This is a genomic window from Loigolactobacillus binensis, assembly GCF_005405165.1.
Classification (GTDB): Bacteria; Bacillota; Bacilli; order Lactobacillales; family Lactobacillaceae; genus Loigolactobacillus; species Loigolactobacillus binensis.
The window spans coordinates 1-19,813 of sequence record NZ_BJDN01000038.1 but is presented as its reverse complement, the minus strand read 5'-3'; the positions used below and the strand labels follow the sequence as shown (position 1 = coordinate 19,813).

Here is a 19,813-nt window from a genome sequence, read left to right as displayed (position 1 = left end):
CATTGGCTAATTTAAAACTAAACAGCGCTACTGATTCGAACCAAAAAGTTTCGGATCAGTAGCGCTTCTTTTGATTACGGTCGTTTATTGGGTGCTTACGTTACTTCCACATCAGCAAAATACTTACTAAAGTGGGCAACGTAATGACCTTTTTGCAAATGTGGAGGCAAGAGGAAGGTCCCACTGGAAACTTTAGTGCCAGCTGGATAGCCAACGCCTTGTTCAGCTAATTTGCCTACTAGCCATTTAAGTGAATTAAGGGGATTGCCTAAAACTTCAGATGATTTGCCAGTTGCTAATTCTTTACCGTCGAGAGTTAAAGTACAATCAACCGTGGCGAGATCGGCAACCGTTACTTTATCTGTCGTGTCAGCAGTGTATACAACGCGACCGCCAACGGCACCATCAGCGACAACCAAGTATTTAGATAGTGCTGGAAACCAATCGCTGAAGCGGGAATCAGGTAGTTCAACACCAGCAGCAACACCAACTTTAGCCAATAACTGTTCTGGCGTGTCGGTTGGCAGCAAGGCTTCCTTAGCCGTGAAAACCATTTCGACCTCTAACAACGGATCCATTAAGTCGCTGAGTGGTAGAGTTGCTGGACTGCTGAGCCAAGCCGATTTTGTTTCGGCGCCATAAAAAGGTGAGTCAGAGTCGAACATTTTTTGAGTTTCCTCAGAAGTCAAGCTAACTTTATAACCAGCTACAGGTTCTTTTTTCAATTCGGTAAAAGCATGCTGCACACGGTAGGCAGTAGCAAAATCAGGGACGGCCTTTTCCCAATCGCTGGCTTTAAGCGGTTTTTGCGTCGTTAATGCCTGGTATAAGGCGTTGGCGGCTTTAGTTTCAGTTGCGGATTGAACGGTTAATGTATTTTCACTCATAATGCAGATCTCCCTAAATAAGATTTAAATCAGTTACTAAAAAACGTCCCAGAAATACAATTGTATTTCTGGGACGTTACGGCGCGGTACCACCCAAATTCTTACTGTTATTACTAACAATAACTTAATCACGTACGGTTATTCACGATACGCTAGCAGGGTAATGGCTGCGGCCAATGGGTGTTACTTAAATTTCGACCCATAACTCAAAGGCGATTTTCATCGTGTTTAACTTATTCCCTTTCACCTAACGGAATTCGCTGCAAGTCGGAAACGATTACTCTTCCTTTTCTTAGTAACTCATTTATTTTTAATTTAAATCTAATATAGTCGCCATTTTAGTATCTGTCAAGGGTAAAAAAATAATTGCTCGCTAAAGTTGCGGGCAATTATGGGCACTACTTAATTTCTTTTTCGTAAATGTAATCACGCGTCATGGGTAAGAATTTACCAGAAGCACCTTTAGTGAGTAAGAATTGGATAACATCAATGTTACCGGACTCAAACGAAGCGGCTGCTGCTTGCAGGTAAACATCCCACATGCGAATAAAGCGTTCATCTTCTAATTTGGAGATTGCGTCGATGTTTGCGTTAAAATTCTTATCCCAAATCTCTAAAGTATGTTGGTAGTGCCGCCGCAAAGGCTCAACATCATCAACTTGTAAACCGGCATCGATGATATGCTGGATGTTTTCCGTCAGGCCGGGAACGTAGCCACCTGGGAAAATATATTTGGTCAACCAAGCATTAGTGGCGCCACCTTGTTGCCGAGTGATACCGTGGATCAAGGCTACACCATCGTCCTTAAGGTACTTACTGACGGTTTTAAAGTATAAGGCTAAGTTTTCTTGGCCGACATGTTCAAACATCCCAACGGAAGTTACATAATCAAATGGTTGTTCATGCTTTAATTCACGATAATCAACTAATTGTACATCGGCCACGTCTTGTAGGCCACGTTCAGTGATTTGTTTTTGAACGTAATTGTATTGTTCTTGGCTTAAGGTGATCCCCGTCACTTTTAAGCCGTATTCTTCAGCCGCAGTTAACATTAAAGTGCCCCAACCACAACCAATATCCAATAGGGTACGTCCTGATTGCGGGTCTAATTTGTTAATAATGTGGCGGACCTTGTTCATTTGTGCTTGCTCTAAGGTATCCTCTGGTGTAAGGAAGTAAGCACAAGAGTAAGTCATCGTTGAATCCAACCATAATTGATAAAAATCATTACCAACGTCATAGTGGCTTTGGACATCTTCCTTACTGTGTTTTTCATTGTGCGATTGTTTTGGTAAAAAGCGGATGTATTTAGCGTTACGCATAAAGCTGTCAGCATTTTCGTAAGCTGCAGTTAATAGTTTCTGAATACTGTAAGGACCGCCAGTGATTTCGATCTTACCATCCATGTAACCTTCACCTAAAGCCAACGAAGCGTTGTTCAAAATCTCTTTCATCGGGATCGCTTCTTTAAGTGTGATCGTGACTTCTGGTTCACCATCGCCATAAACCGCACTTTTGCCATCCCAATAATTAACCTTGACTGGAATGTTGAACGAATGACCGAAAAGAGTCTTATAGAACGTTTTTTCAAGCATTGAAACTATCCTTCCTCTCGTAAAAAACGCTTATATTTCATAAGCATAAAAACAGTATACGCTTATTTTCAAATGCTGATAAGTAAGTTGCAGAAATTATTTCCTGAAAATGTTATACTTGCTAGCAGAATAGTAGATAAATTGGTAGGTTATGCTCTTTTTGTTTCAGATATGTTTGATTGGTGTGTCTGCGCGGAAACAACTATAGCTTGAATTAACTAGATTTTAACTTAGTTGCAAGCTGGTTTTTGTCAGTAAATACTTGTCGTTAGTGTGTGCAGACGAGCAACAATACCTTTTCAAAGGTGATCTGAGTTTTAGGTGTTGAAGTTACTTTTTTATCGTTGAACCTTGAAGTAAGAAAGGTAGGCTAATTAATTTGCAAGTGCTTGATTTAATTAATAAGCGTCGTCGTGGGGAAAAACTGACGACCGCAGAAATTACTTTTATTACGAAAGCAATTATCGCCAAAGAAATGACGACTGCACAGGTGGGGGCTTTTCTAGATACATTTAGTTACCATGATATGGCAACTACGGCGGAACTAACTGATTTAACCATGGCACTGGCCTATTCTGGGGGTATTTATGATCTCAGTGATTTACCGGGGATCAAGGTGACACCGCTATCCACTGATGGTCTAGGCGATAAAACTAGCTTAATTTTGCTGCCTTTAGTTGCCAGTTTGGGTGTACCCATTTTGCAAGTGATAACGCCGTTAGCAGGTACGTTCAGTAGTCCTTTGCTGCGTTTAGCTGCAATTCCACAATTACGGACCAAATTGGCTGCTAATGAATTTGTGACAACTTTGAAGCAGGTAAACGCAGTTGCGGCTACACCAGTTGCCGAGTTAGCGCCTCTGCAACAGCAGTTCACACAGTTAGAGGTGGAAACGGATACTGCTCAGGTACCGGCGCTTTTGACTAGTCGGTTGTTAAGCTCAGCGATTGCAGCTGGTGCAGATGCTTTAGTAGTAGATATTAAAACGGGTAATGATTGCTTAAGCTTAGTCCAAGCACAGCAGGTTGCTAAATTAGCGGTTGCGGTCGGTGCAGAAGTTGGACGGCGAACGTTAGCGGTAATTTCTGATCTGAACCAGCCAGTGGGAGATGCAGTCGGTGCTAGTTGGGAGATTCGTGAAGTTATTGCGGCCTTGAAAGGTGGGGGGCCTGCTGATCTACGTGAATTAGTATTATCGTTAGGGGCTCAATTAGCGACGATGGGGGGCTATTCAGGTACAGCCGCTGATGCGCGTGAACAATTAAGCGCCAATTTGGAAAATGGCCAAGCCTTGGCAAAATTTCACGAGTGGATCGTAGCCCAAGGTGGTGACGCGGGCATTGTAGAGCAACCTGATTCATTACCAACAGCAGAATTTAATGCAACGGCACGAGCACCACGTTCCGGTTACGTTGCGGCATGGGATATGAAGCAGTTACGGCAATTACGTGATTTATTAGGCGATGCAGCGGGTGTTGGTTTTATTTTGCATAAAAAAATTGGCGATTCGGTTGAGGCCGGTGAAGCCTTGGCAACGATCTATAGTGCGCAAGCGGATATTCAGCCAGCCCTTAAATTAGGTCAACAGGCCGCAACAATTGCGGACGCAGCACCAGAACACCGTTTATTATACGATGTGATTGATAGTGCCATTGAACAAACGGATTGAGAAGTATTTGGCCTAATTAAGAAATAAGGCACCTTTACACTGGTTCAGTATTAAGTCTACGGACTTATGCTGGACTTTTTTAATGGCAGACTAGCCTAAGTTGTCCACCAATTGTAAGTAATTTATGGTGCTACCGCCATTGATTTTGGTGAACATCGGCTAGTTGTTATACTTGAATTTTATTGGCCAACGTGGACAAACAGGTTATCACCAATCGAGGTGCGTGGTTGCGGCAATCTTAGCAACGTATCAGTAGTTAACCAGTAAAATTATGAACGCTAAAGATGGGTACGATGCGCAAATTTCGATCAATGCTTTATAGATTATTTTCATGATGTTAATTTTTTAATAGCTGGATCGGGCAATCGTAAATTAATTGGGTGCGGTTGTAGCGTTTCTACTATCAATACTCGCGTTAGGTATTGAGTTACTAATTCCTAACTGATGGCAGACTGGGAGATGCGTTTTAATGCGGTGATAATAAGTTACAACGAAAAAATAAAGACTTAGCGTGTAGTGCTTACTTGTGAAAGTAAACACTATTTTTATTGTTAGAATTGCTGTTTTTATTCTATTTTAGACATTTTTATTCTATTACTGATCTAATGATTCTAGTTATACTAAAGCTGGATTAAAGATAGACCATTCATACTAAACAACGATTAAAACAGGGATCCAATGACATACCAATTTCGTTTGTTTTAATTCACTTGCGTTTTTTCAAAGCGACCCGCAAATAACCAGCTTAATGATTGTTAGCGTTTTCTATATGCTGTAAGTATAGAAAACAAGGAGGCAATTAAATATGTCAGAAAATTGGTTAGATCTTGCAGGTAAGACGATTATTGTAACGGGTGGTTCATCCGGGATTGGTAATGCGATTGTTGAAGAGCTTGTGGCTCAGAATGTAAACGTTATTAATGCCGATCTTAAATCTGGTGAATTCAAAGCTAAAAACTTAACCTTTGTTCAAACTGATGTGACTTCCCCACAAGCTGTTGAAGCCTTAGTGGAACAAACGGTAGCTAAATTTGGTACTATTGATGGTTTAGTTAATAACGCTGGAATCAATTTACCGCGGCTATTAGTGGATGATAAGCAGCCAAAAGGGCAGTATGAACTGACTGAAACGGCCTTTAATAAAATGTTTGCAGTTAATGTAAAAAGTGTTTTTTTAACGAGCCAAGCAGTTGGGCGGATCTTAGTGCATAAGCATGAAGGTGTGATCGTCAATATGTCTTCGGAAGCCGGTTTGGAAGGCTCACAAGGTCAAAGTGTTTATTCCGCAACCAAAGGTGCAATTAATGGTTTTACGCGTTCTTGGGCCAAAGAGTTAGGTGAATATAACGTGCGAGTTGTTGGCATCGCGCCAGGAATTATGGAAGCAACGGGGTTACGGACGCCAAGTTATGAAGAAGCGCTAGCCTATACGCGCCATAAAACCGTTGAACAATTGCGGGCGGGGTATAAGAGTACGACTACAACACCACTTGGGCGTAGCGGTCATTTATCTGAAGTTGCTGATCTAGTTTGCTACTACTTGTCTGGACGTTCAAGTTACATTACTGGCGTTACGACTAACGTTGCCGGTGGTAAATCGCGAGGCTAGGTCGCTAGCTAAGAAAATTAATTTATTAGAAATGAGGCGTGAAGCAAATGGACAATCAAGATTATCGTTTACTGAAGCGATTTATAACTCGTGAGTCGATTTCTAGCGCCGAATTGATGGCTAGTGAAAACATTTCCCAGAAAACTTTGCAAAAGCGGATCGCACAATTAAATGAAAATATTCAGGCAGTAGGGCAAATCAAGGCACGGCATGGGCGTTACTATTTGCAAGTCAGTGATTACCGCGGCCTAAGTCAACTACAGGCTGGCTATTTACGGGAATCATTGGACTTCAATGATAGCGAAAAGCGCCAAGCCTATGTGATCCAGCAGTTAGTAGCAGCACAAGATTACGTTGTGCAGGATGATCTCGCTGATGCACTGATGATCAGTCGTAGTACGCTTAGCAAGGATCTGGAAAAATTGCGGCGAACATTACGCTTGTATGATGCGGAGATCGTCGCCCAATCCAATCACGGCATCAAATTAATATTCCAACAGGCCTATCAATTGCCGCTATTATTGCTAAACGAAACTTACGATTATTTTGCAACTAATTATCCATTAACGTCAGCCGTAAAACAGGCCTTAGCGGCAGTAAAAACAGGAATCACTGACCAAGCAGTGGGGACTCAACTAGCCAAGTTAGTGGCCGTTTTGAGTTGTTTATGGCAAAATGGTCGCCGGCCTGAGTTGAAGGTTGCACATTATCATAATTTAGTGGCACTTACACCAGCTTGGAAACAGTTGTTTCAAGTATTAGCCGAACAACGCCATGTTGTGTTGACTCAAGTAGAAGTGGACTTCATTTGTTTTCCCGCTAATTTAAAATTTTCGCCACTGTTAGATCCAAAATTAGTCAACCGACAATTAGTTGAAAATCAAGTGTTATTGCACCGAATACAGCACCAAATCGAGTTACATCTTCAAGTGGAACTTGATTATCACGAATTCTACACACAAGTTAAGTACCATTTGCTTTTCTTATGTTATCGGAGTTTATTCAATCTACCAGCTAGTGAAATTTTCACCAATGAGATCATTAAAAATTATCCGGTAGCTGCAGAATTAGCTTTGATCACTATAAGCACCTTAGAACAACAATTGGGAACAATCATTCCAACGGCGGAAGCCAATTACCTAACCGTTTATTTTCAATTAGCTTTAGATGATGTGCAGGAGCAGCAACATACTGCACAACAAGTCGCCATTGTTGGCAACATTGGTTTAGGGGCACGGCGTTTTTTGCAGAAGCAATTGGCGGAAGTCTTCGCTGATCAGATCAGAGTAGTGGCGGTCACCGATATGACAACGTTATTACAAAATGATTTACCGTATTTGCTGATTTTTTCGGATCGACCATTGGATATTGGGTCTAACCGGATTCCAGTGATCCGCATTGATGATTTATTTCGAACTGAGGAGTTGGCCACTAAGATCACGTTATCCTTGGTTCACCGAGCGATTACTGCGCAAGATTGCCAACTGCAGATCAGTTATTTGACGCCACAGGCCGATTATCAGGCCACCGTTGATCAAATGATCGATCAAGCTACAGCCAAAGGTGATTTGGCACCTAGTTTTAAAAATAGGTGGCATCAACGGGAAGCCCAGGGTAGTAGCCTGTTTGAAAACGGTGTCGCCTTACCCCATACGATCAATGAAGTGATCCCAGCAACAATTTTTCTACAGATCGGTATTCTGCCACAACCGTTAACCGTTAATAAACGCTCGGTACGTTTGATCTTTTTGCTAGGTATACCGCAGCATTTAGATCAACATATGAATCGAATTCTCGATATATTATATGATTTTATTTTCAGTGTGGTTCGGCAAGAAAGCGTGTTACAGAATCTGTTGCATTATCGGCTAGATCAGCCAATTGAACAACTAACGGAGGGGATTTAATGCTGATTATTATTTTAGGTATTTTTGGTGCTTTCATATTGCAGGCGGGTCTAGGCTTTCTGCAAGTTCGTAACTTTGCACAGCATTATCAAACTCTGCGGCATCAGGGGAAAGTGCTGATCGGTCGGAATCCTAAGCGCCTCCAAGCGGGCACGTTATTATTGATCGCGCTAGATCAAAATGGCGTGGTTCGCGCTTGCCAACTAATGAAAGGGGTTACTATTTTTGCCCGCTTCCAAACGATCACTCGCTTTAATAGGCAATCATTTTTAGAATTAGCTACGGATTATCGGCAATTAAAGCAAGAACCGCGGTTAGTCCGGCAGTGTTTGCTAAATGCCTATCAAACTTTGATCAAGTACCATAGTGGTCAATTGGATGAATGTGATTTTAGTGGTCAAACGAATTTCTTTGCTTTACCACTCGTCACCTATATGCGCGGTCGGATACGTCAGTTTGGCCATTATTTAAAGAAAGTAGGTAGCTAATATGCATTATATTACAGACTTTGCTTCTGGATTTATGAATTTATTTCAAACCGGGGCGAAAACCTTTATTGGTTGGATGTCTTCAATTGTACCCGTTGTCTTGCTCTTATTAGTTTTAATGAACACGATCATTGCCTTTTTAGGTGAAGAACGAATGGAAAAAATTGCCAAAGCATCGTCACGAAATGTTTTGACGCGTTATATGCTATTGCCATTCTTAGCTGCTTTTATGTTAGGTAATCCGATGTCCTTCACATTAGGTCGTTTTATGCCTGAGTTTTACAAGCCCAGTTATTATGCAGCAATGGCGCAATTTAATCACACTAGTAACGGGGTTTTTCCGCATATTAATCCTGGTGAATTATTTATCTGGATGGGGATCGCACAAGGTATTCAAAAATTAGGCTTGAATACCATGGACCTTGCCATGCGTTATTTGTTAGTTGGTTTGGTCATGAACTTTATTGGTGGTTGGGTCACTGATTTCACCACGGCTTACGTCTGCAAATCCAGTGGGGTCACGTTATCAAAAGAAGTCAAAATTAGTAGTAAACCAGAAGCGGCCTAAGGTGTGTTGAATAGGTGTGACTGCTTGGCAAGGATACTTTTAAATATTGAATTTAGTCTAATAAACATAGGGGGCATTAATAATGAGTTGGCACAGTATTCGGATCGTTAAGGGTAGTGGTGGGTATGGTGGTCCCTTGACCATCACCCCGACGGAAGCGAAACACAAATTTATTTACGTCACTGGTGGCGAACGGCCCAGTATTGTTGATAAAATCGAGCAATTAACTGGCATGAAGGCCGTTGATGGTTTTAAAACAGCAATTCCAGATGAGGAAACTGCCTTAGCGGTTATTGACTGTGGCGGCACCTTGCGCTGTGGTATTTATCCTAAGAAAGGTATTCTCACGGTTAACATATTGCCAACTGGTAAAAGTGGCCCTTTACAACAATTTATTCATCCGGAGATCTACGTTTCCGCAGTAGGTGATAACCAAATTAGTTTGGTCGATGATAATGCACCAGAAGCAAGCACAAGTGAAACGGCTACAACTGAACCAGAAGCGACAACTGACAAGCCAAAATTTGACCCTAACAAAAAAATTACTGAACAATTGCAGCATAAAAGCTTTATCGCGAAAATCGGTATCGGCGCTGGTCGAGTTGTTTCGACCTTTAACCAGGCGGCTAAAGATTCAGTTCAAACTGTGATCAATACGATCATTCCCTTTATGGCCTTTGTTGCTTTGCTGATTGGGATTATTCAAGGTTCTGGGATCGGTAAAATCTTCGCTAAGTTAATGTCACCGTTAGCCGGTAATGTTGTGGGTTTATGTGTGATCGGTTTTGTCTGTTCTTTACCATTCTTATCACCTTTATTAGGCCCCGGTGCCGTTATTGGTCAAGTTGTGGGCACATTGATCGGGGTAGAGATCGGTAAAGGTAATATTGCGCCACAATATGCTTTACCTGCACTATTTGCTATCAATACGCAAAACGCCTGTGATTTCATCCCCGTTGGTCTAGGCTTAGAGGAAGCTGATGCTAAAACAGTTGAAGTTGGTGTACCATCCGTTCTGTATTCCCGATTTATTAATGGTGTACCCCGGGTGTTAGTAGCCTGGCTAGCTAGTTTTGGTTTATACGCAAAATAATATGAGGAGGAGTTACCATGAATCAAACAAAAACAGTTGTCTTTAAAACACAAGTCAATGAAATTGGTGGTGAAGCCAAGGATTTTGCGGCGATCAATATGATGATCTTTTTCGGTAAGGAAGCGCCGGATGCGTTACGATCGTCTTGTTATTTGATCGATGTGGTGCCGATCAAACAACCGATTGTCCCAGGGATGACCTTAATGATCGACCAACAAACCTATCAGATCACGGCAGTTGGTGGTGAGGTTCAAACTAATCTAGGAAATTTAGGCCATATTTCTGTAGTTTTCAATGGCGCGGCAACACCAGAATTAGCTGGTACGATGTACGTTGCGGCTAAGGATTATCCAGCAGTCAAGGTAGGTAGTCAAATTCAAATTTTAGCTTAAAAAAGCGAGCCGCTGAGCTCGCTTTTTGGGTACTTTGAGTGGTATTTAATGCCGAAACTGCGAAGGGGTCTGACCAGTATAGTGGCGGAAAACTCGGGTGAAATGGCTGGGATCAGCAAAATTAAGTAAGGTCGCAATTTCTTGGATCGAACGCTGAGAAAATTGCAATAAATAGCGACTTTCAGTGATTTTGCGCTGTAAAATAAATTGTTTTAGTGATAAACCAGTGCTCTGTTTGATCGTTCGTGATAAGGTGGCAGCCGGTCGTTGGAGCGCCGCTGCCACTTGTTCAACTGTGAGTGATTGATAAATGTGTTGTTGCAAATATTGTTCTACTTGATAAACAGCGGTGGGTAAATTCTTTTGGCGGTAATGCTGTACTAATTGGGTGTAATAAGTGATGATCTGCTGAGTGAAACTTTTGTAATTCTCTAAATTAACGGATTTTTCAGCTTTGCGGATCAATTTATCACCTTTAAAGTAAGATTCTCCTGAAGGAACACCGCCGGCATTGGCGGCACGGGTGACGATCACCACCGTGACAATAATGAATTCTTTGACACGGCGCTGCGGATCATTGCTTAACATGCCAATATATTCTGGAGTCGCCAACAACTGATCGCCTAAGCTTTCGGCGCGTTTTAGATTACCCGCACTGATCGCGGCTAAAAATAACTTTTCTTGTTCATAGATACTATTCATATTACGGTAGTGGGTCACTTCGTTGGTTTTTAATTCTTCCAATAAAAGGTCACGTAGCGAATAATCTGCAATTAGAGCATCAAGCTTAGGTGTTAACCGTGTTTTAACGGTTGTTGTGCGGTGATACAGTGCTAAGTATAGAGTAGCGGCCAATTTAAGTGTTGCATCCTTATCACGGGTAGTGTGGTTAATTGTCGGTGTATCCAAAGAAATAAAGCATAACCAAAAACCGTTCCAATGTTGGTTAGTTATTTTAGGTAGGTAAAGAATCAACAAACGCCAATGATTGACACTAAATAATTGTGGTTGTTCCGTTCTAAATAAATCCAGTTGGCGCTGCACTTGTTCCAAATTTAAGGTAACCGCCATATCACGTTGAACCTGCGTAACCAATTGACCATTGGCCGTAAATTCACAAAAGGAAAAGTTAAGTAATTGGCTGAATTGTTGCATTAAGTTAAGTTGACTATTTACTTGCGTCATGCGCAAAAGGCCTCATTTCTAATTTTGCTAACTAACTTTTTAGTCAGCAACTATCGTTTTATTTAATTAAAATACAACAAAAGCAGTGAAACCTTTATTTAATAAGTAATTCATGAAAGATAACGTTTTCTGAAAATGTAAGGCTAACTTTTTGGTATACTGTGATTACGTACTAATCAACAACTAAAAAAGCAAGCATTATATAATTGGTATAGCTATATTTTTGCGCTTGATTTTTGCTGATCAATACGATATTGCCATTATGGAGGCTTTGCTATGAAAACTTATTTTCAACGTATGGGTCGCTCGTTAATGTTACCAGTTGCGACTTTACCCGCGGCAGCTTTATTGGTCGGTGTTGGTCATTGGCTACCGGCTAACTGGGCAGCGGCGCAGTTTCTGCAATCTGGCGGGAATGCGATCCTAACCCACCTAGCGTTACTATTTGCCGTTGGGCTCGGATTAGGAATGGCGCAGGACAAAGATGGTTCGGCTGCCTTGGCCGGTGTAGTTGCGTTTATTGTACCTACTTATGTTTTAGCACCTGCTCAGGTTGCAACTTTGCTAGGAACCACTGCCGGTAAAGTCGATCCAGCATTTGCAGCAATTCCGGCCAATGTGTTTATTGGTATTAGCGCTGGACTAGTTGCGGCAACAATGTATAATCGTTTCCATAATGTTAAGTTACCGATGGCAATTTCTTTTTTCAGTGGCAAACGTTTAGTGCCTATTATGGCCGCCTTAGTTATGTTGTTGCTCTCATTAGCCTTATTATTTATTTGGCCACCAATTTATCAAACCCTGGTTGCCTTTGGTAAATTTATTGTTGGCCTAGGGGCTGTCGGCGCCGGGCTTTATGGTTTCTTTAATCGTTTGTTGATTCCCACCGGGTTACATCAAGCGCTGAATTCTGTATTCTGGTTTAATGTTGCTGGGATCAATGATATCGGTAATTTCTGGGCTAGTAAAGGGGTACGTGGTACGACTGGGATGTATATGGCCGGCTTTTTCCCAGTTATGATGTTCGGTTTGCCTGCCGGTGCATTTGCAATTTACCGTAATGCGTTGCCGGAACGGAAAAAGGAAACGGCGTCGTTAATGTTAGCAGCAGGTTTCGCTTCCTTTTTTACTGGGGTCACCGAACCATTGGAATTTTCTTTTATGTTTGTTGCTTGGCCGCTATACGTGATCCATGCAGTTTTCACCGGTTTATCGCTTGCTTTTGCCGCTTGGATGCACTGGACGGCTGGCTTTACGTTTAGTGGTGGCCTGGTCGATTTTATTCTTAGCTTAAAAGTGCCAATTGCTAATCAGCCGTTGATGTTGATCGTACAAGGATTAGTCATGGCGGTGATCTATTATTTTGGTTTTGACTTCGCTATCAAAAAATTTAATTTAATGACGCCTGGCCGGGAGTTAGTGGTGGCTGATGATGCTACAACGATCACCGTAACGGCTGCTGACGATAAATATTCACTTACTGCTAAAAAAATCTACGCGGCGATCGGTGGCGCCGCCAACATTAAAGTGATCGACAATTGTACTACCCGGCTACGGCTCCAATTAAATGATACCAGTAAGATCGATCAAAATGCGTTGAAGGCTTCTGGTGCTGCTGGAATCAATATTCTGGATAAGACTAATTTACAGGTGATCATTGGTACTGAGGTCCAGTTTGTAGCGGATGCTTTAACACAGTTACAACAAGTTGGCACACCAGTGACCTTGCCGGCAAGGTCTGATGCACCTATACCCGCTGTACCAGCTGCTTCGCTCACTGCTGGTGTGACCGAAACCTTATACAGTGTTACGGCAGGTCGTTTTATGCCGATCGAAAACGTCAGTGATCCAACCTTTGCACAGAAAATGTTAGGTGACGGATTTGCTATTGAACCAGAAAGTGGTACGATCGTTGCGCCAGTTGATGCTAAAGTAGTTTCTATTTTTCCAACTAAGCATGCACTAGGTTTTAAAACGGCTACTGGTTTAGAAATCCTGTTGCACATGGGTATCGATACCGTTCAATTAAACGGTGTTCCTTTTGACGTTACAGTTACTATGGATCAAGAAGTTCATCATGGCGATGTGGTTGCTCATGTTGACCTGGCAGCAATTAAGGCCGCTGGGAAAGCGACCACAATGATGGTGATTTTGACTAATATGGATCATGTCGGCTACTTGAAAATTGCGCCGTTAACAGAAAAAGTGCAATTAAATGCACCGTTAGCCCAAGTAACGACAAAGTGATCGTGAATTTAAGGATGCACCACAAATCTTAGGTGCATCCTTTTTCATAGGCACAATGCTTGACCTTACGCTGTTAGCGGCCTATATTTTTAAGCATAAGCACGAATATTAAATTAAGAAAGGAACTAAATAATGACCCAAATAAAAACAATTGAAGTTGGTACAAGTGAGTTTCTTGCTGGTACTAAGGCTCAGGAAACACCTCAAGATCGCGACTTGTTGATCCAATTAGCGGCGGTTTCGATCAATCCAGTTGATTTAAAAAAATTAGCCACTTATCAAGCTGGTGCTCCTAAAATTCTTGGTTTTGATGGTGTTGGCACTGTATTGGCAACTGGCGCGGCAGTTAAGGACTTTTTGGTTGGCGACCAAGTTTATTATGCGGGGACAACTGCCCGTGACGGCAGTTTTCAAGCTGAACAATTGATCGACGCACGGTTAGTTGCCAAAAAGCCAACTAATTTAACTGCAACAGAAGCAGCTGCCTTTCCCTTGGTTAGTTTAACGGCTTACGAATTACTATTTGAAAAATTTAATTTTATTCCGAAAGCAGGAGCGAATAAAGGTAAATCAGTTTTGTTGGTCAATGGCGCCGGTGGGGTCGGCTCAGTGGCTAGTCAGCTGGCCAAATGGGCGGGCCTGACGGTTTATGCCACTGCCAGTCCGCGTAATTTTGATTGGTTGGAACAACACGGAGTTGATTTTCCCGTTGATTATCATGCCGGTCAATCTAACAGTTTAGCGCAGTTTGCGGCCGATCAATTTGATGCGATTGCGGTATTTTACAGTATCGAAAGTTATTTGCTGCGCTTAGTTGAATTGACTAAGCCTTTCGGTCATATTGGCACGATCGTTGGTACGCAAAGGCCCATCGATATTGGCGCCTTGAAAAATAAGGCGCTGTCTTTTGATTGGGAGTTCATGTTTACTAAATCATTAGCCCAGTATCGTCAGGCCAGCCAAGGTCAAATTCTAAAACAAGTTGCGGCCTTACTTGATGCAGGTACTTTACGTTCGATCACAACTAAAACCTATCAAGGGCTGACGGCCGGCAATTTAAACGCCGCTAGTGAATTACTTAAAACAGGCCACAATGTGGGTAAGATTACTTTGACCGTTTAGCGTTCAGTCACAGTATCAGGCCTGAATATTGACGGTAAAAAACGCCTGCTGAATTTAATTTTCAGCAGGCGTTTTTAGGTTGAGCAGGGATTTTTTGTTGAACACTATTTAAACACGGCGATAAATTAGTGTACCGATCAAATAAGAAAATAGGGTGATACCGATCAGCCAGGCTGCGGCGATCCAACCATGATTGCCGATCGGTTGGGTGGTCAATAATTGGCGTACTGCTTGGATAACGTGAGTCAATGGTTGATTTTCAGCAAAAATACGCACAACCTTTGGCATTCCAGTTACTGGTACAAAGGCCGAACTAACAAATAAAAGTAATAAAATTAAATAGGAAAAGGCACTGGCACCATCAATGCTACTGGCAGCCAACGCAAAGGGGACTGATAGCCAAGTAACGGCGATGGCAAAGCCAACTATGAGTAATAAGGCCAGCAACCATTCACTGATTGAGGCTTTGCTACGAAAACCGATCAAGAAAGCAACGGCCAAAACGATCAAAGTAGATGTTAACATGAAAATAACTGAAGCTACTGCCTGACCATTTAGAACTGCTGATTTTGAAATTGGTAATGTTTTGAAGCGATCAAACATACCAGAAGTTTTATCTAAATTAATTCGGAGTGCCGTATAGGCTGAACCGGTGGCAATGGTCATCAATAGAATTCCAGGCAAAACGTAGTTCACATATTCAGCGTGACTAACACCATCAATTTGAATGGCGCCACCAAACAAATAAACCATTAGTAATAACATCGCGATCGGCATCAAAATAACGGTAATGATCGTATCTAGGCTACGCAGATTGTGCTTGATCAGCCGTCCAGCGAGGGTAAAAGTATCACTGATAAAGGTCATAAGTTAAGCCTCCTTATTCAATTGTAAAAAGACGTCATCTAAAGTGGGTGCGGTGACTTGAAAGCTCACTGGCTGCAAGTCATTTTTAGTTAAAAGCGATAAAATTTGTAATGAAGTTGTCACACTTTTAGTTAAAACGACCGTTAAGGTTACTTCATCAAGTGTTTGTGGTCGAAACGCCTGTAGTACTGGAACCGCACGATTTACCTCGGTTGGCGTTGTAAAAACTAACGTCATTTTTTCGGGACCAGCTAAGTGTTTCATTTCTGCCGGTGTGCCACTGGCAATGATCGTTCCTTGACCGAGAAAACCAATTTCATCCGCTAGTTGATCGGCTTCTTCTAGATATTGGGTGGTCAAGAAAATCGTTTTGCCTTGCTGTTTTAGACCACGAATCGCTTGCCACAAATCGTTACGGCTTGCTGGATCTAACCCGGTAGTCGGCTCATCGAGAAACAGGATCTCCGGATCGCCGACTAAACTCATCGCCAGATCTAACCGCCGCCGCATTCCGCCAGAATAGTCAGCAACGCGTTTATTAGCCGCCGCGGTCAATTTGAATTGTGCCAAAAGATCATTAGCCACTTGTTGTGGTTGTTTGATATGCCGTAGCTTAGCAATCAAAACTAAATTTTCGCTACCAGTCAAAACATCATCGACGGTTGAATTTTGTGCACTAAAACTGAATAAACGCTGGATCTTGCGTAGATCCTTTTTGACATCTAGTTGGTTGACGGTGACTGCACCAGCATCTGCATCAAGTAATCCGGTAATGATTTTCAGCAAAGTGCTTTTGCCGCTACCGTTGGCGCCAAGTAAGGCGTAGATGCTGCCACGAGTGACATCGAGACTGACACCAGTCAAGACTTTTTGTTCCTTGAACTGTTTTTGAATTCGGTCAATGGTAATGATTTTCGGCATGGTGGGCCCTCCTTGTCTAACTATTTTTTATAACTTTGCCGTAACTGATTGCGTTTTTTATCGAGCCAAGTTTCTTCAGGGTATTCACTGAGCAGATCATCGGCAAAATCAGCGATATCAGCGCCGACGACATCTTCAACGCTGGAGCCATCGGCCGCGGCGGCTTCGAACATTTCTAGGACTGAACCTAATATGTCGTAAATGCCACTACCTTTGGCCCAATTCATGAGGTACTTTTCTAAAGCGACCTGCGCTTGTTTAAATGCTGGTGGTAAAGCGTTGACCCGTTTGCGGTAATCACGGTAAGTTTTCTTTTCTGCCCGCATTTTTTTAAAATAATTGATCATATTAGGCGTCCTCCTTTTGTAATTTAGCCATTTGCGTGGATAGAAAGGCCCAATGCTGCCAAAAAGTGGCTAAGGTCGCTTCACCGGCTGCGTTTAAACGATAAAATTTACGTGCGGGCCCTAAACTAGATTTTTTCTTTTCGACTGTCACCAGTTGATGTTTTTCCAGCCGCATTAAAATCGTGTAGACGGTTCCTTCGACGACATCTTCAAAGCCATGTTCGTTAAGGTATTTGGTGATCTCGTAGCCATAAGTTTCGCCGGTGCTAATTTTTTGTAGGACGATACCTTCGAGGACACCTTTTAACAGCTCCGTCGAAATTTTCATTTTGCTACCCCCCACTACTTTGTATTAATGAGTACTACTACATAGTATGACGAAGTAGTGACACTGTCAACTTATTTGAATAAAAAAATATCGTAGTCAATTTGACTACGATAAGGTAGATTAGGCAGCGCGATGAACTAGTTGCCAGGTAATGCCGAATTGATCAGTGATCCAAGCGGCTTTATCGAATTGGGCGATCGGCTCAGGACCCATTAAAACATGACCTGAACTAGCTAATGTTGTGAAAATACGATCGAATAGATGGGTATCGCTGAATTCAATGAATTGTGACGTTTGCCAGCTGGCTGGCGGCGCTTCTTTCGGTGTGAAGTCAAGGGCATAAAATGATTGCCCCATAAGGGTGAAACTGGCGTTGTAAACTTTACCGGTCAATTCCGGTTGCTCGTCACCGAAATAGGTTAGTTCGATCAATTCACTATTGGGAAAAAGCTGCACATAAAAGTTCACCGCAGCTGCAGCAGTGCCGGGAAAACTAAAAAATGAAATTGGCCGATCCTGTTCCATGTAAACACACTCCCTTAAACTGGCTTATTTTTTAATATTTTAAATACTACCCTAGTTTAGCATAGCAGCGCTAACAGAAAAACTTTTGTGCATAAGCGAAAAAAGGCCTTGACCTTGACGTTACGTCAACCGATAAGCTAACTTATAAGCAAGTGATTTAGGACGTATTTGCTAAATAAAAAAATGGTGGTGATCAAGTGTACACGATTCAACAATTAGCCCAGTTAGCTGGCGTCAGTACGCGCACGCTACGTTACTATGATCAAATCGGCTTGCTTAAAGCACAGCGGGGTGCAAATGGCTATCGACTATATGGTGCAGCGGAAGTTGATCAATTGCAGGAGATCTGCTTCTTCCGCTTGTTTGAGTTGAAATTAGACCAGATCCAGCAAATTATTCAGCAGCCAGCGGCAATGCGTATGCAAGCATTGCGCCAACAGCGTACCAAGATCGTGCATGAACAGGCGCGTTTAGTGCGTTTGTTGCAAACGCTGGATCAGGTATTGGACACACAGAAAGGGGTTACTACAATGACCGACCAAGAAAAATTTGCGGCTTTTAAAGCTGAACAGATCGTAACCAATGAAGCCAACTACGGTGAAGAAATTAACGCCAAGTATGATGAAGAAACAATCGCGCAAAGTAATCAAAAATATTTGAATTTAACCGCCGCTGAAATGGCGGCGATGGAACAGACTAATACCGAATTGCTGCTAACATTAGCGGAAGTGATTGCTAGTCGGCAGCTTGATAGTTTAGCCGCACGGCGAGTTTTCACGCTCCATAAAAAATGGCTCAGCTACTCATGGGTCAATTATTCCGCTGCCGCTCATCGCGGTTTAGGTGAAATGTACGTCAATGATCCGCGTTTTGCCAGATACTACAATAATGGCGCTCACTCACCGGAAGCGGCGGACTGGCTCAACCGAATCATTCAACACTATGCTCACGATTAAAATCATTGGACGGCTGCGCGTAGGTAGCGTAAGAATTGACTGAGCGCGGCGTTCTGCGGCTGGCGCGGTGAAATTAATTGTAGTTCGCTAAAAATGGGGGTCGTTAACGGCCGCAGCTTCAGCTTGGTAGTCATAAAGGGTGCGGCCGAACGTTGAAATAGCAGCGTGACTTGCTGCGAATTTTCGACGACGCTCAGGATCGTTTCAATGTGGGTACTTTCAAACCGCACATTAGGCGTGAAGCCAGCGTGTTCGCACAAACTGATCACCTGCTCATAGACACCAGAACCTGGTGGTAATAAAGTAAACTCGAAATCAGCTAATTCAGTCATGCTGATTTCTTTTTTTTGCGCTAATGGATGATCGACCGGTAAAATAACCATTAACTGATCACGGTAAAGATTTTCACTTTGGTAAGACTTATTTAAGTGATCCGTTTGTAGATCACGAACGATGGCGATATCGAAGCTGTTGGTTTGCAATTTTTCGATCAACTGATCGCCCTCTAGTTCCTGTAGGCGTAAATTGATCTGCGGATAATCGGCCATGAATTTGGTTAAGGCCTGCATTAGCCCGTATTGCGACAGAATCGGGACGGTCCCGATCAGCAAACTGCCCCGTTTAAGCGTTTGATATTCCTGCAATTCAGTTTGCATCAGCCCGTACTGGGTCGTGATCAATTTAGCGTAGCGATAAAAGGATTTACCGGCCTCCGTGATCTTGAGCTGCCGCCGATTTTGCGTGCTGACTAAGGTGACACCAACGGTGCTTTGAATGGCGTGTAAACGCTTGGATAAAGCTGATTGGGTCATGTTTAATTGTTCAGCAGCGCGAGAAATATTTTTCGTCTGGTAAATCTGAATGAAAGCCTGTAAGTCTTCAAGATTCATTGCCGATACCTCCAATAGTCCATTTAGGAATAATAATAAGCCTAACCCGATTTGTTCGCAATTATTGACGCTGGTAAACTAGAGAGTGTTAAAAAAAGCGTTTGAACTGAACCCCATAAATTGGAGTAAATTTTAAGCAACTAACTGGTCGGAAAGATTTCGGTATTGAACCGGAGTTTTTCCGGCCAGTTTTGTTCTAATTCTTTTATTATTATAG

At 42.4% G+C, this 19,813-nt stretch carries 20 protein-coding genes and 1 other annotated feature; of the genes, 10 read left to right on the top strand and 10 right to left on the bottom strand.

Annotated features, from left to right (window positions below):
• Positions 1–95 precede the first annotated feature (95 nt).
• On the bottom strand, positions 96–887 hold the full coding sequence (locus FFM78_RS12715; protein WP_137638773.1) for a 2-keto-4-pentenoate hydratase: 792 nt from the start codon (positions 885–887) through the stop codon (positions 96–98).
• A gap of 66 nt (positions 888–953) precedes the next feature.
• Positions 954–1,190: a binding site (T-box leader), on the bottom strand.
• Positions 1,191–1,285: 95 nt separating this feature from the next.
• Positions 1,286–2,482 (bottom strand): SAM-dependent methyltransferase, encoded by a 1,197-nt coding sequence (locus FFM78_RS12710; RefSeq protein WP_137638772.1) that lies wholly within the window; start codon positions 2,480–2,482, stop codon positions 1,286–1,288.
• Between the two features lie 385 nt (positions 2,483–2,867).
• Here FFM78_RS12710 and FFM78_RS12705 point away from each other — a divergent pair, with 385 nt between their 5' ends.
• The 7 genes from FFM78_RS12705 to FFM78_RS12675 all read left to right on the top strand — a co-directional run bounded on the left by FFM78_RS12705 (position 2,868) and on the right by FFM78_RS12675 (position 10,208).
• The gene (locus tag FFM78_RS12705; protein WP_223877088.1) at positions 2,868–4,151 is read left to right on the top strand and encodes a pyrimidine-nucleoside phosphorylase; all 1,284 of its coding nucleotides are present in this window, start codon (positions 2,868–2,870) and stop codon (positions 4,149–4,151) included.
• An 805-nt stretch (positions 4,152–4,956) separates the two neighbouring features.
• Positions 4,957–5,760, top strand: a complete 804-nt coding sequence (locus tag FFM78_RS12700; RefSeq protein WP_137638770.1) for an SDR family oxidoreductase — start codon at positions 4,957–4,959, stop codon at positions 5,758–5,760.
• Between the two features lie 47 nt (positions 5,761–5,807).
• Positions 5,808–7,667, top strand: a complete 1,860-nt coding sequence (locus FFM78_RS12695) for a BglG family transcription antiterminator (RefSeq protein ID WP_137638769.1) — start codon at positions 5,808–5,810, stop codon at positions 7,665–7,667.
• A complete protein-coding gene (locus FFM78_RS12690; RefSeq protein WP_137638768.1) occupies positions 7,667–8,155 on the top strand; it encodes a transcriptional regulator GutM in 489 nt (162 codons plus the stop codon). The genes FFM78_RS12695 and FFM78_RS12690 overlap by 1 nt, the downstream gene beginning before the upstream one ends.
• A 1-nt stretch (position 8,156) precedes the next feature.
• The gene (gene srlA, locus FFM78_RS12685; RefSeq protein ID WP_137638767.1) at positions 8,157–8,723 is read left to right on the top strand and encodes a PTS glucitol/sorbitol transporter subunit IIC; all 567 of its coding nucleotides are present in this window, start codon (positions 8,157–8,159) and stop codon (positions 8,721–8,723) included.
• Between the two features lie 82 nt (positions 8,724–8,805).
• A complete protein-coding gene (gene srlE / locus FFM78_RS12680; protein WP_137638766.1) occupies positions 8,806–9,816 on the top strand; it encodes a PTS glucitol/sorbitol transporter subunit IIB in 1,011 nt (336 codons plus the stop codon).
• A gap of 17 nt (positions 9,817–9,833) precedes the next feature.
• Positions 9,834–10,208 (top strand): PTS glucitol/sorbitol transporter subunit IIA, encoded by a 375-nt coding sequence (locus tag FFM78_RS12675; protein ID WP_137638765.1) that lies wholly within the window; start codon positions 9,834–9,836, stop codon positions 10,206–10,208.
• 45 nt (positions 10,209–10,253) lie between these two features.
• Here FFM78_RS12675 and FFM78_RS12670 read toward each other — a convergent pair whose 3' ends face one another.
• Positions 10,254–11,393: a helix-turn-helix transcriptional regulator gene (locus FFM78_RS12670; RefSeq protein WP_137638764.1), complete on the bottom strand. Its 1,140-nt coding sequence runs from the start codon at positions 11,391–11,393 to the stop codon at positions 10,254–10,256.
• Positions 11,394–11,669: 276 nt separating this feature from the next.
• On the opposite strand from FFM78_RS12670, the gene nagE reads away from it, so the two are divergent.
• Positions 11,670–13,640: an N-acetylglucosamine-specific PTS transporter subunit IIBC gene (gene nagE / locus FFM78_RS12665; RefSeq protein WP_137638763.1), complete on the top strand. Its 1,971-nt coding sequence runs from the start codon at positions 11,670–11,672 to the stop codon at positions 13,638–13,640.
• 132 nt (positions 13,641–13,772) lie between these two features.
• Positions 13,773–14,762, top strand: a complete 990-nt coding sequence (locus tag FFM78_RS12660) for a zinc-binding alcohol dehydrogenase family protein (RefSeq protein WP_137638762.1) — start codon at positions 13,773–13,775, stop codon at positions 14,760–14,762.
• Positions 14,763–14,870: 108 nt separating this feature from the next.
• Here the strand turns inward: FFM78_RS12660 and FFM78_RS12655 are convergent, their stop codons facing one another.
• From FFM78_RS12655 to FFM78_RS12635, 5 genes are all read right to left on the bottom strand, one after another.
• Complete coding sequence (locus tag FFM78_RS12655) at positions 14,871–15,629, bottom strand: ABC transporter permease (protein WP_137638761.1); 759 nt, start codon at positions 15,627–15,629, stop codon at positions 14,871–14,873.
• 3 nt (positions 15,630–15,632) lie between these two features.
• Positions 15,633–16,550 carry an ABC transporter ATP-binding protein gene (locus FFM78_RS12650; protein WP_137638760.1) on the bottom strand — a complete coding sequence of 306 codons (918 nt, stop codon included), beginning with the start codon at positions 16,548–16,550 and terminating at the stop codon, positions 15,633–15,635.
• A 20-nt stretch (positions 16,551–16,570) separates the two neighbouring features.
• Positions 16,571–16,897 (bottom strand): DUF1048 domain-containing protein, encoded by a 327-nt coding sequence (locus FFM78_RS12645; RefSeq protein ID WP_137638759.1) that lies wholly within the window; start codon positions 16,895–16,897, stop codon positions 16,571–16,573.
• 1 nt (position 16,898) lies between these two features.
• Entirely contained in the window at positions 16,899–17,225 is a 327-nt protein-coding gene (locus FFM78_RS12640; RefSeq protein ID WP_137638758.1) for a PadR family transcriptional regulator, read from the bottom strand.
• A 120-nt stretch (positions 17,226–17,345) separates the two neighbouring features.
• Positions 17,346–17,750, bottom strand: a complete 405-nt coding sequence (locus FFM78_RS12635; protein ID WP_137638757.1) for a VOC family protein — start codon at positions 17,748–17,750, stop codon at positions 17,346–17,348.
• A gap of 197 nt (positions 17,751–17,947) precedes the next feature.
• On the opposite strand from FFM78_RS12635, the gene FFM78_RS12630 reads away from it, so the two are divergent.
• A complete protein-coding gene (locus FFM78_RS12630; protein ID WP_137638756.1) occupies positions 17,948–18,706 on the top strand; it encodes a MerR family transcriptional regulator in 759 nt (252 codons plus the stop codon).
• A 2-nt stretch (positions 18,707–18,708) separates the two neighbouring features.
• Here the strand turns inward: FFM78_RS12630 and FFM78_RS12625 are convergent, their stop codons facing one another.
• Together FFM78_RS12625 and FFM78_RS14210 are read right to left on the bottom strand one after the other, a co-directional pair.
• Entirely contained in the window at positions 18,709–19,596 is an 888-nt protein-coding gene (locus FFM78_RS12625; RefSeq protein WP_137638755.1) for a LysR family transcriptional regulator, read from the bottom strand.
• A gap of 132 nt (positions 19,597–19,728) precedes the next feature.
• A partial coding sequence (locus FFM78_RS14210; protein WP_137637389.1) for an IS3 family transposase occupies positions 19,729–19,813 on the bottom strand: 85 nt, incomplete at its 5' end.